Annotated in this window: 16 protein-coding genes and 1 riboswitch; of the genes, 5 read left to right on the top strand and 11 right to left on the bottom strand. The window is 69.2% G+C overall.

All coding sequences use genetic code 11. The annotated features are described in order from the left end of the window. Window positions 1-252: 252 nt before the first annotated feature. From RUR_RS25060 to RUR_RS25025, 8 genes are all read right to left on the bottom strand, one after another. Window positions 253-786, bottom strand: a complete 534-nt coding sequence (locus RUR_RS25060) for a P-loop NTPase family protein (protein WP_283137628.1) — start codon at window positions 784-786, stop codon at window positions 253-255. Window positions 787-812: 26 nt separating this feature from the next. After that, window positions 813-2,132: a cobyrinic acid a,c-diamide synthase CobB gene (locus tag RUR_RS25055; protein WP_283137627.1), complete on the bottom strand. Its 1,320-nt coding sequence runs from the start codon at window positions 2,130-2,132 to the stop codon at window positions 813-815. Continuing rightward, window positions 2,126-2,728 carry a cob(I)yrinic acid a,c-diamide adenosyltransferase gene (gene cobO, locus RUR_RS25050; RefSeq protein WP_283137626.1) on the bottom strand — a complete coding sequence of 201 codons (603 nt, stop codon included), beginning with the start codon at window positions 2,726-2,728 and terminating at the stop codon, window positions 2,126-2,128. The genes RUR_RS25055 and cobO overlap by 7 nt, the downstream gene beginning before the upstream one ends. 1 nt (window position 2,729) lies before the next feature. Beyond that, a complete protein-coding gene (locus tag RUR_RS25045; protein WP_283137625.1) occupies window positions 2,730-2,924 on the bottom strand; it encodes a hypothetical protein in 195 nt (64 codons plus the stop codon). Window positions 2,925-3,148: 224 nt separating this feature from the next. Beyond that, window positions 3,149-5,218 (bottom strand): putative cobaltochelatase, encoded by a 2,070-nt coding sequence (locus tag RUR_RS25040; RefSeq protein WP_428847021.1) that lies wholly within the window; start codon window positions 5,216-5,218, stop codon window positions 3,149-3,151. 12 nt (window positions 5,219-5,230) lie between these two features. Next, window positions 5,231-5,815 (bottom strand): histidine phosphatase family protein, encoded by a 585-nt coding sequence (locus RUR_RS25035; protein ID WP_283137623.1) that lies wholly within the window; start codon window positions 5,813-5,815, stop codon window positions 5,231-5,233. 4 nt (window positions 5,816-5,819) lie between these two features. Then, window positions 5,820-6,578 (bottom strand): CbtA family protein, encoded by a 759-nt coding sequence (locus RUR_RS25030; protein WP_283137622.1) that lies wholly within the window; start codon window positions 6,576-6,578, stop codon window positions 5,820-5,822. A gap of 7 nt (window positions 6,579-6,585) precedes the next feature. Then, complete coding sequence (locus tag RUR_RS25025) at window positions 6,586-6,774, bottom strand: CbtB domain-containing protein (protein ID WP_283137621.1); 189 nt, start codon at window positions 6,772-6,774, stop codon at window positions 6,586-6,588. 28 nt (window positions 6,775-6,802) lie between these two features. Continuing rightward, window positions 6,803-6,919: riboswitch (cobalamin riboswitch) on the bottom strand. A gap of 109 nt (window positions 6,920-7,028) precedes the next feature. Here RUR_RS25025 and RUR_RS25020 point away from each other — a divergent pair. From RUR_RS25020 to RUR_RS25010, 3 genes are all read left to right on the top strand, one after another. Continuing rightward, the gene (locus RUR_RS25020) at window positions 7,029-7,250 is read left to right on the top strand and encodes an RNA-binding S4 domain-containing protein (RefSeq protein ID WP_283137620.1); all 222 of its coding nucleotides are present in this window, start codon (window positions 7,029-7,031) and stop codon (window positions 7,248-7,250) included. A 150-nt stretch (window positions 7,251-7,400) separates the two neighbouring features. Then, window positions 7,401-7,646 (top strand): hypothetical protein, encoded by a 246-nt coding sequence (locus RUR_RS25015; protein WP_283137619.1) that lies wholly within the window; start codon window positions 7,401-7,403, stop codon window positions 7,644-7,646. Window positions 7,647-7,898: 252 nt separating this feature from the next. Continuing rightward, on the top strand, window positions 7,899-9,065 hold the full coding sequence (locus tag RUR_RS25010) for a hypothetical protein (protein ID WP_283137618.1): 1,167 nt from the start codon (window positions 7,899-7,901) through the stop codon (window positions 9,063-9,065). Window positions 9,066-9,301: 236 nt separating this feature from the next. On the opposite strand, the gene RUR_RS25005 is transcribed toward RUR_RS25010, so the two are convergent. Both RUR_RS25005 and RUR_RS25000 read right to left on the bottom strand, forming a co-directional pair. Then, window positions 9,302-10,249: a Gfo/Idh/MocA family protein gene (locus tag RUR_RS25005; protein ID WP_283137617.1), complete on the bottom strand. Its 948-nt coding sequence runs from the start codon at window positions 10,247-10,249 to the stop codon at window positions 9,302-9,304. A gap of 46 nt (window positions 10,250-10,295) precedes the next feature. After that, window positions 10,296-12,920, bottom strand: a complete 2,625-nt coding sequence (locus tag RUR_RS25000) for a tetratricopeptide repeat protein (RefSeq protein ID WP_283137616.1) — start codon at window positions 12,918-12,920, stop codon at window positions 10,296-10,298. A 409-nt stretch (window positions 12,921-13,329) separates the two neighbouring features. Between RUR_RS25000 and RUR_RS24995 the strand changes: the two genes are divergently transcribed. Both RUR_RS24995 and RUR_RS24990 read left to right on the top strand, forming a co-directional pair. After that, complete coding sequence (locus tag RUR_RS24995) at window positions 13,330-13,458, top strand: hypothetical protein (RefSeq protein ID WP_283137615.1); 129 nt, start codon at window positions 13,330-13,332, stop codon at window positions 13,456-13,458. A 325-nt stretch (window positions 13,459-13,783) separates the two neighbouring features. Further along, a complete protein-coding gene (locus RUR_RS24990; RefSeq protein WP_283137614.1) occupies window positions 13,784-15,277 on the top strand; it encodes an SMI1/KNR4 family protein in 1,494 nt (497 codons plus the stop codon). A 33-nt stretch (window positions 15,278-15,310) separates the two neighbouring features. On the opposite strand, the gene RUR_RS24985 is transcribed toward RUR_RS24990, so the two are convergent. After that, on the bottom strand, window positions 15,311-15,841 hold the full coding sequence (locus tag RUR_RS24985) for an RICIN domain-containing protein (protein ID WP_283137613.1): 531 nt from the start codon (window positions 15,839-15,841) through the stop codon (window positions 15,311-15,313). Window positions 15,842-15,952: the final 111 nt, after the last annotated feature.

The raw sequence follows: 15,952 nt of genomic DNA, 5'->3' as shown, positions 1-15,952 counted from the left end.
GACCTGTCCGACGGGCCGGTCCACGACCCGTCACCGTGGGCGGCCCGGGCTTGGCCCGAGAACGATCGACGACCTATCTTCGATCAGTTTAGATCGGGAGATGTCCCAGTCGTGTGTCCGATGTCGGCCAAGCCGGAAACACGTGCTTCGGCGGCCCGGCTCCCGACGTCGGGTACGGCTGCCGCGCGGGCTGCGGTGGAGCGCCGAAGCGCTGGCGCGAGCTGGAGATCGACCGCCGGGTGGCGAACGGGGTCACCGGCGGGTGGCGTGCTCCAGCTGAGCGGCCAACCGGTCGACGGCACGCCGCGAGGTGACGACGTGGACCTGGGCGCCGGTGGCGTGTTCGGTGAGCAGCGCCCGTACCCGCGGAGCCATCCGCCGCCGGTAGCCCCAGACGTACTTGATGAACTCCAGAGTGACGCGGTCGTAGACACCGTCGGTGTACTGACCGCCCCGGTAGCGCCGGCGGCGTTGGACGACGCCCCACAGGCAGGTGGTCGCAGGCAGGTCCAGGAAGACGACGTGGGTGGCGCGACGCAATCGGATCGGCAGGGTGGCGGCGTAGTTACCGTCGATCACCCAGGTCTCGGCGGCGACCAGCTCCTCCTGCAGGGCGGCGAACCTCTCCTGAGGCAGCTTGTTCCACTCGCTGTCGTAGAACAACGCGTCCAAGTGGGTGACCTGGGTGCCGAGAGCGACGGCCAGGCGACGGCCGATGGTGGTCTTGCCGCTGCCTCCGCAACCGATGATCGCGACTCGCCGCACGTTCCCCTTCGGCATCCCCATGGACGTCGACGGTACCGACCGGATCGTCACCGGGTCGCCTGTACCAGGCGGGTGGCGGCTTCGGGGGTGCCCGCCCAGTGCAGGTGGAGGTAGGAGGCGGTGAGCAGCGGGTCGCCGAAGCCGTCGGCGCCGCCGCGCCAGCGGAAGACCGGAGGCGATCCGCAGGCCGGGTCGGCGGCCGTCCGGTGGAACTCGTGCCCGCGGAAGCGCTCCCCCTCCCGGGTGAGCAGGGAGGAGGAGACGGCCACGGCGTCGCGGTAGCCGAGGGTCAGCCGGGGCGTCATCCGGGCGGTGAGGTCGAGCCTGCCGCACATGGGGTGCCCGTCGAGCTCCCGGCCGAGGTAGAGCAGCCCGGCGCACTCGGCGGCGATCGGCCCGTCGAAGGCGGCGACCTGCTTGCGCAGCGGCTCGTTGGCGGAGAGCTCGGCGGCGTACACCTCGGGGAACCCGCCGCCGACGACGATCGCCGCCGTCCCCGTGGGCAGGGACTCCTCACGGAGGGGGTCGAAGACGGCGACGTCGGCTCCGGCGGCGTGCAGCAGCTCGGCCTGCTCGGTGTATCCGAAGGTGAACGCGCTCCCGCCCGCGACCGCGACGACCGGCCGGGTCACGGGTACGGCCTGCGGCGGGTCCCACGCTTCGCCGTACAGCTGCGGCGCCGACCCAGCCAGCCCGACAAGTCCCTCTATGTCGCAAGATTTCGCGATCAGGTCGGCCATCCGGTCCACCGCGCCGACCGCGGCCCCACCCCGCTCGGCGACGGGCACCAGCCCGAGATGCCGGGAAGGGGTGACGACGTCGTCGGTACGGGGAATCGCCCCGAACACCGTGATCCCGCTCTCCTCCAGCGCAGACCGGCAGATCCGCTCGTGCCGCTCCGAGCCGATCCGGTTGAGGATCACGCCGCCGAGCCGTACCCGGGTGTCGAAGGAGGCGAAACCGTGCACCAGCGCGGCCACCGACCGGCTCTGCTTGGCGGCGTCCACCACCAGCACCACGGGCGCGTCGAGCAGCCGGGCCACGTGCGCGGTGGAGGCGAAGTCCTCGCCGCCGACCCCGTCGTACAGCCCCATCACGCCTTCCACGACCGCCACGTCGGCGCCCCGGGACCCGTGCAGGAAGAGCGGGACGATCAGCTCCTCCCCGGTCAGCCAGGGGTCGAGGTTGCGCCCGGGACGGCCGGTGGCCAGGGCGTGGTAGCCGGGGTCGATGTAGTCGGGGCCGACCTTGTGCGGGGAGACGCGGTGCCCTCGGCTCCGCAGCGCCGCCATGAGACCGGTCGCCACGGTCGTCTTGCCGCTCCCGGAGGCGGGGGCGGCGATCACCAGCCTCGGTACCGCTACCACTCGATGCCTTTCTGCCCCTTCTGCCCGGCGTCCATGGGGTGCTTGACCTTCCCCATCTCGGTCACCAGGTCCGCGGCCTCGATCAGCCGGGGGTCGGCGTCCCTGCCGGTGATCACCACATGCTGGTTCCCCGGCCGCTCCGCCAGGGTCGTCAGCACCTCGTCCACGTCGATCCAGCCCCATTTGAGCGGGTAGGTGAACTCGTCCAGGACGTAGAACCGGTACGTCTGCGCGGTCAGGTCCCGCTGAATCTGCCGCCAGCCCTCCCGGGCGTCCGCGGCATGGTCGGCCTCGGTGCCGGGCCGCTGGATCCACGACCAGCCCTCACCCATCTTGTGCCAGGTCACCGAGCCGCCCTGCCCGGACTCCCCCAGCACGGTGAGCGCCCGCTCCTCCCCGATCCGCCACTTGGCGGACTTCACAAACTGGAACACCCCGATCGGCCAGCCCTGGTTCCACGCCCGCAGCGCCATCCCGAACGCGGCCGTGGACTTCCCCTTCCCCGGCCCGGTGTGCACCATCAGCAACGGCCGGACCCTGCGCTGCCGGGTCGTCAACCCGTCGTCCGGCACATACTCCGGCTGTCCCTGCGGCATGTCAGCCCGCCTCCCTGTCGAAGAACCCCTCGGCCTGTACGGCGGACGCCCGCCCCCCGTTGATCGCCACCGGGAAGCCGGCCGCGCCGCATGAGCCGTACCGCGCCCGCCCCGCGTCCGCGACCGGCGGACGGACTCCGTGCCTCCGCCCGATCAGCCCGTCACCGGACAGGTGGACCGGCTGTCCCGCCGACACGTCAACCCGCCCTGCACCACGAAGCACGGCCGACGCCGCGTAAGCCGTACCGCGCGCGCTCAACCCGTCCTCCGATGGTCGCGGAAACCGTCCCGCCGCCGGGCATCCGGCCGCGCCGCGCGAGCCGTACCGGTCTGTCCGGATCGGATCTGCGATCGGCGGATCGTACGGCGTGCGCCCGGCACCGATCGCAAAGACACCCCGCCAGACAGCACCGCGCACGGTCAACCCGCCCTCCGATGGTCGCGGACCAGGCCGTCCAGGCCGCCTCCGGCCGAAAGCGAGTCGAGCGGGACGAGCCGGGCGCCGAGCCTCGCCGCGAGGTCGCAAGCGAGTCCGAGCCGGACCATCCCGCTCTCACAGTCGACCACGACGGCCGCCGTCCCGGCGAGCAGCCCGGCCGCGCGGGGCACGTCGGCGGCGCCCCCGCTGGTGGCCCGGCCGTCGGTGACCACGACGAGCAGCGGGCGCCGGTCCGGGTCGCGCAGCCGTTCCACCCGCAGTGTCTCGGCGGCCTTGACCAGCCCGGCGGCGAGCGGGGTCCGCCCGCCGGTGGGCAGCAGGCGGAGCCGCGCCGCCCCCACCTCCACCGAGGAGGTCGGCGGGAGGGCCAGCTCGGCGCCCGCGCCCCGGAAGGTGACCAGACCGATCTTGTCCCGCCGCTGGTAGGCGTCGAGCAGCAGGCTCAGCACCGCCGTCTTGACCGCGCGCATCCGGCTCCGCGCCGCCATGGAGCCGCTCGCGTCGACGACGAACAGCACCAGGTTGCCCTCGCGCCCCTCGGCGATCGGCTCCCGCAGGTCCGTCCCCCGGATTCGCATCCCGGGGCCGCTGCGTCCTCGGCGTGCCTGGTACGGCGCCGCGGCGCGCAGGGTCGCGGTGAGGTGCAGCCGCCGGACGCGTCCCCGCGGCACCCGGGACCCGATGGTCCGGCCGTGCGGCGTGCGCGCCCGGGACCTGCGCCCCGCCGCGCCCTCACCCAGCCCGGGGACGGACAGCACGGGCACCCGGTACGGCTCGCCTGGCGCGGCCGTCCTGCTCTGCGTGGCACCGGCTCCCGGTTCCCCGGAGTCCGGGCCTTCGGCGTCGGGGGACGTCGCATCGGGTCCGGGGGTGCCGGCCGGGGGCGGATCGGCCGCGGTCTCCCCGGGCGGGTCTGGCTGCGCGGGTCCCTGCCCGGGGTCCGAACCGGGGTCCGAGCCACCGCCGGGTCCGGGGTCGGGATCCGGGTCGGGATCCGGGTCGTCCTGACCGAGCAGGTCGTCCAGGCGGGATTCGTCCAGGCCGGGGGCGTCGAACGGGTCGCGCCGCCTGCGGTGCGGCAGGGCGAGCCGGGCCGCCGCCCGTACGTCCTCGGCGGTCACCTCGGTCCGGCCGTGCCAGGCGGCGTGCGCGACGGCGGCGTTCGCCGTCACCAGGTCGGCGCGCAGGCCGTCCACGTCGAACGCGGCACAGACCTCGGCGATCTGCAGCAGTCTGGCGTCGGGCAGCACGACCCGGGAGACCCGCTCCCGCGCTTCCCCGATTCGTCCGGCCAGTTCGGCCTCCTGGGCGGTCCAGCGCTCGGCGAACGTGGCAGGGTCGTCCTCGAAGGCGAGCCTGCGCCGCACCACCTCGGCCCGCTCGGCCGGCTCCCGGGAGGCCCGTACCTCGACGGTGAGCCCGAACCGGTCGAGCAGCTGGGGCCGGAGCTCCCCCTCCTCGGGGTTCATGGTGCCGACCAGCAGGAAGCGGGCGGCGTGCCGCACCGAGACCGCCTCGCGTTCCACGTAGCAGGTGCCGAGGGCAGCCGCGTCGAGCAGCAGGTCCACCAGGTGGTCGTGGAGGAGGTTGACCTCGTCGACGTAGAGCACGCCCCGGTGCGCGGCGGCGAGCAGGCCCGGTTCGAAGGCCTTGACCCCGTCGGTGAGCGCCTTCTCCAGGTCCAGCGATCCGGCGAGCCGGTCCTCGGAGGCGCCGACGGGCAGCTCGACCAGGGACGCCGGGCGGGTCCGGCCCGGCGCCTCGGCCCCGTGCGGCCCGTCCGGGCAGGCGGGGTCGGGCGCGGCCGGGTCGCAGGAGAAGCGGCAGCCGTACACGACCTCGATCGCGGGCAGCTGGGCGGCGAGCGCCCGGACGACGGTGGACTTGGCGGTGCCTTTCTCCCCCCGGACCAGCACGCCGCCCACCCGCGGCGAGACGGCGTTGAGGATCAACGCCAGTTTCAGGTCGTCGAGTCCGACCACCGCGCTGAACGGATAGGTGACGGTCACAGAGCTCCTTCCCTCAGGCCCACGGCATACCACCTCATACATCGATTTTTCATGTCATAGCAGGTCAGGTATCCGGGGCTGTCCGTTGACTCCCCCGACCCGCCAGCCTCCGCGGCCGGCGGAGGCGATCCGGGTGACCGAGAGCGGCGCCAGGTCGATCCGGTCGGCGGCGGCCGGGTCCAGCCCGAGCACGCGTGCGAGGACCGCCCTGATCGGGCCGGCGTCGCAGCAGACGACGGCCGTACCGTCCAGCGACGACTGCCCGTCCAGCCACGCCGACACCCGGCGGACCATGGATGCGATGCTCTCCCCGCCGTGCGGGGCGGCGTCCGGGTCTTCGCGCCAGCGGCGCAGCGCCTCCGGCTCGGCCGCCGCGACCTGCGCGTACGGCAGGCCGCTCCACCGCCCGTGGTCGGCCGCCGCGAGCGCGCCGGCCACCGTACCGCGCAGCCCGGCTGCCGCCAGGGTCTGCGTCGCCACGGGCTCGGGCGAGCAGTACACCCCGGACAGGCCGGGGAACGCCCCCGCGAGCGCGGCGGCCCGGCGCAGGCCCGCGGGGTCGGCGTGCTCCCCCGACGGGAAGCACGCCCGGCGCATCCCCGGAGTGACGGCGTGGCGAACCAGGATTAACCGGCGCACCCGCTCAGCTCGGCACGGGAGCCCGGACCGCGGCCCCGAGCCCGGTACGGCGTGCGGCCCGCTCGGAGAGGATCCCGAACAGAACGCCCAGCGCCGCCCAGAGCACGAGCTGGGTGCCGAGCGAGGCGACCCGGAAGTCCCACAGCAGGGTGCCGGGGAAGCCCGCGGGAACCTCGTCGACGGTCGGCAGCAGCACCAGCCCGGCGACGACGGGGATCAGGAAACCGGCCGCGCCGACGGTCCGGCGGACGGCCGGGCCCCGGCCGGACAGCCGGTTGGCGGAGGTCACCGCGACGGCGACGGAGAGCAGGCCGAGGAGGACCATGACCAGGTAGAGGGTGGTACGCGTCCCGATGGTCTCGGGGTCGCCCACCGCCGGCGGGTTGGCGGGATACTTCAGGAAGGGGAAGAGGACGACGGCGGCGAAGGCGACCGCGGCCATGGTGATCGCGAGCGCGCCCTCGGAGCGGGGCCCCACCCGCCCGCGCAGGCCGGCGAAGGCGAGGGCGAAGATCCCGCCGACGGAGAGCCCGTACAGGCCGAGCGCGAGGAACAGCCCGAATCGCTGCCCCGGCCTGCTGACCAGGGGTTCGTCGTGGCTGTGCCCGCCTTCGGCCGTACCGGACTCGGCGGCCGCGGCCGCTTCCTCCAGCGCGATGGCGCGGTCGATGTCCGGTTCGCCGACGACGTAGGCGAACACAGCGGCGATAAGCCCGGCGACCAGCCCGACGAGCAGGCCCCGGACCAGCAGGGTGCGGATCATGCGGCGTCTAGTGGCACGGGACGCCGAGCAGGTGCCGCCCGTCGTGCATGAGTTCGTGCAGGTAGTCGCCTGCCTGGGATACGACGCCCTGATCGAAGGTGACCAGGTAGGCCAGGAGCAGGAAGACGGGGACCGCCAGGAGCCAGCGGCTCAAGGCCGGAAGCGAGATCGGGGCCGAGGTGGTCAGGTCACTCATGCGATGCCTCCTTGGGTTACGCGCCCACTCGTTGAGGACGCGGTGGCCAAGTGACCTGGCTCCCGGAACCTGCGTTCCGGACACAGTGGCGCGACCGCACCGGCATCTCACCGGATTTCCCTCGAACCACCGCGAATCCCCCGGAACGTATCTCGTCATCGCCGACCAGTCAATACGTGCCCCAAATTGGCGATATGTCCGAGAAGTCCATTCAGCTGGACGGACGCCGGCCCGAACCCCTCTATCCTGGGAGGGTGCGAGAGACGTTTGAGCTGGCAGACGACTACATCCCCCTCTGCGACCTGCTGAAGTACTGCATGATCGCCGAGAGCGGCGGCGCCGCCAAGCACTTCATCGCCGAAGGCAACGTCATGGTCGACGGCGAAGTCGAGCTCCGCAAGACCCGCAAGATCCGCGTAGGCGCGGTGGTGACCGGCGAAGGCTTCGAAATCCACATCGTCCCCCCGGCCTCCTGACGCACCGCCTCCCACGCAGCTTTGCCGTCGTACGTCCTATGGATCCGACATCAGCCAGTGATCACAATCAGTAGCCGATCGGATTCCAGCAGAAACGTCGCTCGGGTTCGAGCTACGAACGGCGACGAGAACGATAGGAGCTGAGCGACAGTGGGCGTGGACCTCGAACACGAGCCCATTCACGACCTCGCCCGCCGTGTCATCCGGCTGGCGGAGGAAACACAACACGCCGCCCAAGTGCTCGAACGCCGCCTGGAAGCCATGGAACGCCGCGACGGGGCCGTCGGCAAAGCCGACCGTATCCTGCCCGTCGCGGCCCGCATGAGAGCCGCCCTGGGCCAGGACAAGCTGTCCACCGACAGCCTCTGCGATCCGGACACCGGCCTGCCCGCATGATCGTCGACTCAAGCGCCATCATCGCGATTGTCAACGGCGAACCCGAGGCCACTGGTGGGACGGGCGCCTGATCTCATTCTCAGGCTCGCCCGACGGCCCGACCGCGCACCGGTTATCGCGATCACGCCTGCCGACCCAAGCGCGGCAACCTATTCGGAAATGTCGGACTCGGGTGGGAATGTGCTCTCACTGTCCCGCCGCACCGACAGCGCAGCATCCATTGAAGGCCGCACTGGCAATGAAAGGCGTCCGATGACCGCATGGGATGACGTCCGCAACCTGATCAACCACGGGGAGGCCGCCCCGATCGCCGAGTACATCGCCACGCTCGGCAACGGCGACCGGGCCTTGATCGCGCGGGAGCTCCCCGGTCACCTGTCCGCGCTCCGGGACAGCCTGGACAGGTTTGACCTCATTGACCTCGGAAAGGGGTTCCGCGTCGCGGGTGCCGCGACGATCGGAGGTGCCGCCGCCGTCGCCATCTGGCTGGGCCGCCGCGAGTACACCACCGAGTGGACCTACGAGTCGCCGGAGGAGCGGGATCTACTGCTTCAGGTGCTCGAGTCCCGTCCTCGGAACTGGCAGGCCGACCTCGCCCGGCGGCTCGCGCTCCGGCTTCGCACCTCAGGCGACTGGGGGGTGAAACTAGCTGTCGAACTGTTCCGCCGCACCGGGGCGGAGCCTCCCGTGCACGACCCGTTCACCGCGGGCTGGGTGGCGGGAGCCGAGCCGACCGGCCCGGAGGTCACCGACGACCCGTTCTTCGAGCTCATGCTCCCCCGGATCTTCGAGGCCGAGCGGGCCGGGCGGGTGCTCCAATGGCAGAAGGCCGACGACCCGTGGATCGCCGGGCTGGTCGCAACGGCCTCTCCCGCCCGGCGCGAGATGCTGCTCGCCGGATGCGTAAGCAAGTTCCTGCGCGGTGGCGCCTCCGCCGACCTGCGCTACTTCACCCGGCTGCACGAAGCCCTGGAACCCACCGCCGAGCAGATCGCCGAACGCTCCCGGGACTACATCAGCCTGCTGCCCGCCGCCCCCGTCAACGTCGCCGAACTCGCCCTGGCCAACCTGCGCCGCCTGGACGACCTTGATCCGCTCGATCTCGGCGAGGCGCTGGAAGGCGTCCTGTTCCGGGCCGAACGCAAACTGGTCGCTTCCGCCCTTACCTGGCTGGATCGTTCGGTACGGCGTTCGCCCGGCCTGGCCGGTGAACTGGCCTCCGCGCTCGTCCTCGCCTTCGGCCATTCCGCGCCCGACGTCCGAGACCGCGCGGTCCGCATCGCCCTCAAGCTCGTGCCGAAACTCGGTCCCGCCGGAATGGACACGATCAAGCAGGCGATCCCCGTGCTCCCGCCTGAGGACGGGGAGAAACTGGCCGAAGCGTTCGGCGCCGAGGTCACCGAAACCGAGCCCGGATAACTCGAGGTGCCGACTGTCTCCCCTGGCCGCCGCGTCCGTACCCTTCCCCGAACCGACCACCTCGCTCCGGGAGCCCACCGGCTTCCCTTGCGACTGGAACAGGACGGCTGGCGTGGCGAGGAACTGATTCTCGCGGGTTTCGCCCCCCGACCACAGCGGACCGGGAGGCAGCGCCCAACAATCCCCTTCGGACAACCCGCGCCAGGTGGCCTGGCCATCTGGTTGCCGCCCTTCGATCAGGCCGGTGGGACGGCATGCTGAAGCCGGACGACGGTCTCTGCGACGTCGAACCCCAGAACCGGATCGGGCTGATCGGACAGGAGGCTCTCGTAGAGAGGCCGGTAGTGGGCGACCTTCCTGGGTGTTCGACCGTCGTTGCCGTAGACGGCAAGCAACACGTCGTCCCGACTGGCGAAACCGGTCATCGCAGTGTGATCAATCCAGACCTCCACCCCGGCTTGCCCGAAGGTGAGAACCGTCTTCTTGCTGCTGGAACCGGTGAGCCAACTGGTACGCAGCCGAGCGGTGCCCACCACGCCCCGGCAACGGTAGCTGAAGGTGTACCAGGCACTCGACCCGCCGTCGGTCTGACCACCGGAAGTAATCGCCAGAAGGTCCACGAATCGGGCCAGCATACTGAGCTGGTTCACGCCGGAGTCCATCCAGCTGGAAACGTACGAGGCGAACGCCTGATCGCCCCGGAGGATGTACGGATCGTAGAACGCCGACGTGATCTGGGTAACCGGCCCCCATTCCGGATGTTTGTCGATCACTTCCTCGGCCCAGCCGACCTCAGGCGAGAATGCAAAATGATGCGCTGTGAACAGCCGCCCCCGCAGATCATCCGCGTCGTTCATGGAACGCAATCGATCGAGTGAGGAAGGATCGTGGACGAGCGGCTTCTCAGCCAGCACGCGAGCGGGCGACATTCTGAGCGCCTGGGCCACAAGATCGGCATGTGTCTCGGTAGGGGTGGCGATCACCACCAAATCGGGTTGATGCGCGGTTAGTGCATCGGCGAGATCCCGATAGTGAGAGGGTGTGGTTCCCCGAAACACGGGTGGTTCCGCAAGGTTCGGGTCCACGGTGAACTCCAGGGAGACCGGAAGCGCCGCAAGAACCTCCAGATGGGTCTGCGCAATGATCCCCACCCCTGCCAGCCCGACCCGTACCCGGTCGCCCATCGAGCTTTACCCCCGCCTCATGCCATCTGCTTTCCGCCCGGAGACACTATCGAGGAGCGGTCAACTCCGCCCAGCGACTCAGCGAGGTGACCGCCTCATCTATCCAATCGACGACGGGGCGGCTCCCGACCGCAATCTCAACACCGTCGATCCAAGCGGTCGCGATCGCCACCCAATAGGTGTTTCCACCCGAGGAACGCGTCCGCTGGTCAAGTTCTACGCGCGTCCGCTGGGCACCGTCGTAGTCACCCGTACGCACGTGAAGAAGAATCTCCGCTACATCAGCCAGGTTGTGACCTCCCCGGTAACCGATCCCATCCGCAAGCCGCCTGGTCCCATCCACCGCGTCCGATCCCAGCCCGAACTCGCCGGCCATCACTGCGGCAACGGCCTCGGCGGAACGGATTTTGACGAGCTCGACCGGATTCGGCACGAGATCGAGCAACCCACGAGCTTGGCTCGCCACCTCGGCAACAGCGGACATATCCCCAAGCCAGCACGTTGTCTGAGCCATGTTGGCCAGTGCTTTCGCCTCCGCAGCCGCAAGCCCCTCTGCACGTGCCAGTTCTATCGCCTCGGTGTATGAATCCGCGGCTTCGGCAAAGCGAGCGTTTACCCGCCAGATATGTCCGATCAGTCGAAGGCATTCACCTTTGTCGGATGCATCACGGCTTCCGTGGGCTTGCAGTGTTGCAAGTGCACGCACGAAGCGCCCGTTGAGGTAGTCGTAATCGCAGAGCCAGTACCGGGCGGCCGCGTCGAACTCACCGTCAATCAGCCCTCGATAGATATCGGCGGCTCTCGTGTAGTTCCCTTGATTTCGCAGGGCGTGCGCAAGGTGAAGGCGTACCAGCTGTGCAGCCAGGGTGTTGGCGCCGACTTCCTCAGCAGCGTTGTCCAGAACCCGGACGGCCTCGGAAGCACTCCCTGAACGACGAAGCTGAATCCCCTGAATCGCGGCATGCATCGCCCGGAAATCCGACACATCCGTTCTCTGGACGGTGAGTCCCGCACCGATGCCCGTCCACTGCCCGGCCTCCACCAATCGCTGCGTGGCCCGAACCATCCAGTCGTCGAAGACTCCGTACCCGCCGGACAGCTTGAGACCTGATTCGAGGGCCTGCGCGATGACTCCACGACCGGCGGAGGGTCCCAGCCGTTCCCCCAGCCGACCGAGCAGTCGGGCGGCGACTTCGCGACGGTCACGGTCGGACCAGCCGTCCGGAAGCCCTCGATCCGCTTCGCCGATTGCCGACCGCAATGCCATATGCAAAGCGTATGGATATTCGTAGGCGTCATCATGCGTCAAGAAGGGACGCCGGAGAAATCGGGCCACAGCACCATCTGAAAGGCTTGGCTGCCCGGCCCTCAGCAGTGCGGCGTCGACACGGTCGACAAGCGCCGCCGTACGCACCAGATCGCGTTCCTCTTGAGGCAGATCCCTAAGCGACCGACTGGCAACCGCAGTGAATGATCCACCGAAATCGTCCACCGACGGATCCCCACCACGTGCCAGTAGCTCAACAAAGTGCGACACCGACAAGTCCAGGTAAAGCGGCAGACCCTGCCCACCGGCGATGATGCGCTCCCGTACTTCGCTTGGTATCGCAGGCAAGCCGTCCCGTGTGAGTGCTTCGCGAAGATAGCTGTCGGCGTCGACGTCGGACAGATAGCCCACAAGATGCTGCCGAGGTTCGATCGAGTCATTGTTGAAGTGCAGATATGGCCAGCGCTCTCGGCCGGTGAAGTCCAGTTCACCCTTGATCCCGCTGTCCGCCCAGTCAACCCGATTACGCCCCGTGATTACGAAGAGGATGTTCGGCATAAGATATACACACCGCTGCAGGAAACGCTCTTCGATCCGGTCCGTCCTACTGCCGAACACTTCAAAGGTGTCGAGGAATACGCATACCCTGGGCCGCCGACTTCGCCGTTGCCGCTCCAGGTCCCAGGCGAGCAGATACGGAAAGAACGACAACGTCTCATAATCCGCGTCCGCTTCCACCAGCTCAGCAAAGAGTTCGCACTCGCCAAGCAAACGACCCTCCCGCACCCGGTCCCGAATGATGCGGTAGGTGCCCAGCGCGGCACGCTGAGCCAGCCCCGCCAATCCCCCGACACCCGCGGGCACGATCTGAGCGACACTCGCCGCGATCTGATCGTTCAGGCCGATGCTTCGCGATGCACGCCGCACCGTCGGCAGCGCATCCAAGAACTCCTGTAAAGACTCGCCCGGGTGTGCGCGTGCCCAATAGGAAGCCAGAGCCAAGTCGAAGGCAGGCCACCGGTTTCCCAGCCTTCCCAGCCCCGCCCGAATCCGGAGCAACAATCCTTCAATGTCGGTTGCGCCCTCCTCGGAGAGGTCAATGCGAATGGATACCACGTCATCGTGACCCGCATCCTGTGCTTCTTCGAGGAGGCGACGCTCCAGTTCATGCGAGAGCGTCGTCTTCCCGATACCTCCCACCCCGTAAAAGGTCAGAACATTGCGACGCCCCTGAACCCGGTCGACGACAGGTGAGAGCTCAGCCTCGTCCAAGATCTGATGAAGTCCGTCCAGCGACCGGCGGAACGCGGCCATCTCGTCCGCCCTGTTGGTGAACACCTGCTGAGCGGTGACGGAGGATGCCATACCTCTCATGAACGCAGCACGCAGGTTCACTCGCGCCATCATGCTCTCCTCCGATGACACACAAAGACGCCTCGCCGACCATCCGGGAGGATCTACCCAACAAATGACCGTAACGTGGGCATCGATAATTGGGAACGGTGTAAGTACGCCATAGTTGACGGGGCTTGTCAGGCGTACCGATCAATTGGTGTGTCGGGTTCCGGCACTGCGACAAGGATGGGCCCAGACGATCTTCTGATCTGTTTGCGAAGGTGAGAGTGAGTACAGGACCTTCGGCACCCGTTCCGAACCATGGACCGAGACCACGTGGCGACGAGAACGAAAAGAGCTGAGCTGCAGTGAGCGTGCACCTCGAATACGAGCCCGTTCACGACCTTGCCCCCGGGTCATCCGGCCAGCCGAGGAGACACCACATGCCGCCCAAGTACTCGAACGCCGCCTGGTGGTGATGGAACGCCGCATCGGGTCCGTCGGCGGAGCCGAACGTGTCGTGGCCCTTGCGGCCAGCGTGCGAGCGCACCTGGGCCAGGAGTTCACCGACGACCTCTACGCTCCGGACACCGGCCTGCCCGGATGAACCACCGGCATCGCACTCGCCATCCGTGAAGGTGGCTCGATGGGGGCGTCAGTGGCTGACTTCGTACCAGCCCGCAAAGCTGCAGATCCTCAATAAACATATAAATGCTGAAATGAGCATCCAACGCATATTCCATGGCTAAGGTGCCGGGATGCTCAGGTCGTGGATGGGTCGGTGGGGAAGGCTACTGCTTGCCGTCGTCTTGCTCGCCGGGGGCGCGGTGGGCTCTGCGCAGGTGATCGAGCCGGTGTACTGCACGTCGCTGTTCTCGTCGTCCAGTCCTTGGGTTTCCCTCACCTGTAATGACGGACGAGGGAACCGGGATGTGGAGGCGGAGGCGGGGCTCCGATCACGGACGCTCAGCGCGGATCAGGCACGGTCCGTCGGATGCCGGCCGATCCTCTGGGGCGACGGTTCGGAGGCCGGGTCGCCGGAACCGGAGCACATGCCGTCTCCCGGCCCAAGCCCCACCCACCGGCCACGGGCCCCGGAACCGTCGATCGCGGCCCGGGTGAACGGGGCGTGGGACCACATCGAGCGCTGGCTGGGCGTCCACGCCTCCGCCACGCTGCGCAGTCTTGGCCATCCCGCCTCGGCGGAGGCCGTGGCGAAGTGGGAGCGGGAACGCGGGGCCAGGATTCCCGACGAGCTGTACGCGTCGCTCCTCCGGCACAACGGCGTCGACGACGGCTCCAAGTTCGGTCTGCCGACTCCGGCGGCGTCCTCCGCGTTCCGCTTTCCCCCGGCCCACGGGCTCCTCGACCTGTGGAGCATCGGCAACGCGGGCGACACCAACTGCGAGAGCCTGGTGATGGCAGGCACGCTCCGGGAGGCCGACCCCGAACGCGGTCGGTGGCATGGGAGCCTGGTCCCGTTCGCCGCATCGGACGAGGGTTCGGAGCTGTTCGTCAACCCGCGTTCCGGCCGGGTCGGCGTCAAGGTGCGCGACGAACGCGTCCGCTACGAGGGACCCAGCGGCTGGCCGTCCTATCCCACCTTGCTGGAGGCCGTCGCCGCCTCACTGGAGAGCGGTACGGCGCTGCGGGGCCACTACCCGACGGTCACCGCGACATGCGAGCTCCGCTGGGCGGGCGAGCCGTCGACCTCCGCCCCGTCCGGCTGTGCCGGTGGACCCCGCCCGTCACCCACACCGGAACCGAAGCCCAGTCCCCCGCCCCGGCCTCCGAAGCTCACCCCCGAGCAGGCACGGGCTGTCGGCTGCCGGCCCGAGCGCCACCCCCCGGTTGTCCGCAGGCCCAACCCGTCGGTCGCCGCCCGGGTGAACGCGGTCTGGCGGCGCATCGAACGCCGCCTCGCCCGCGAGTTCCCCGACACCCACCGCTCGTTGAACGGCCCGGCCGACCCCCGTGCCATCGCCGAAGCCGAGGCGCGGATGGGCGTCGTCTTCCCCGACGACCTGCGTGCCTCTCTGCTCCGCCACAACGGCGCAAAGCACAGAGGCGCCTGGTTCGGCCCCGCCCCCTTCTACGGCTTCATGCCGGTCAAGGCGATCGCCGATGACTGGAGGATGCTGTGCGACATCGTGGTCGACAATTCCGCGACCGGCTGGTGGCACGGGCGTCTGATCCCGTTCGCGGGCGCGCCCGACGGCGGCAACCTGTTCGCCGACCCGGCCACCGGCAAGACGGGTGAGTTCTATCAGGACGAGGGGCTGACCCTGGAGGGAGACGTCGCCTGGCCGTCCTACCTGGCGCTCCTTGAGGCGACCGCCACCGCGCTGGAGACCGGCCGTCCCATCCGCAGCTGGCGGCCGGCCGTGAACAAGGGAACGCTGGACTGGGTCGAAGCCGGCGACTGATTCCAGGCCGGCTCCGACCTCGGGCCCGGCGGTTCAGATCTTCTCGAAGAGGAACCGGTCGTTGTTGAGTCCGCTCCCGCAGGCGACCGGAGCGAGCGGCGCGTTCCCGGCCGGTTGAACGGCCAGGCACTTGAGATACCCGTTGACCCGGAGCTCGGTTCCCGCCTTCCCGGCGCTGCCCACCAGGTTCACCACCTGACCGGGCCGGCCGGTGCAGTCGTCCTGGACGACCTTCGCGTTGTCGTCCCCGGCCCCGTTCACGGTGAGGCACTTGCCGGCGAACGTCCGAATCCGGAACGTTCCTGTGGCGTTGACGATCCGGAATCGCTGACTGGACTGGCCGGAGCAGTCCCGCTGCACGATCGCGGCGCCGTTCAACGTGCTCTGTTCCTGCACGTCCAGGCATTTGCCGGAATGCAGCAGCCTGATGCGGATGTCCACGTCGATCGGCAACCGAGCCCGGGCCGTGCCGGACGCGGCGTGGGCGGTGGGGACGACGCCCACGACCGTCGCCATGCCCGCGATCAGCGTGGCGGCCATGCCCAGCCGTACGGGAGTTCGCATGGTCTCTCTCCTTCAAAAACCGGGGCCAACCACCCTGGGTGCACATTCACTTGCGGATTGTAATTACCCGCGCGAGATGTGCCCCGTCGGCGCGCTGGGGTGATCACTACG

It is taken from the genome of Rhizohabitans arisaemae (assembly GCF_025996515.1).
GTDB lineage: Bacteria > Actinomycetota > Actinomycetes > Streptosporangiales > Streptosporangiaceae > Rhizohabitans > Rhizohabitans arisaemae.
Note: the sequence above shows the minus strand (reverse complement) of the source record. Positions and strands in the feature narration are given on the sequence as shown.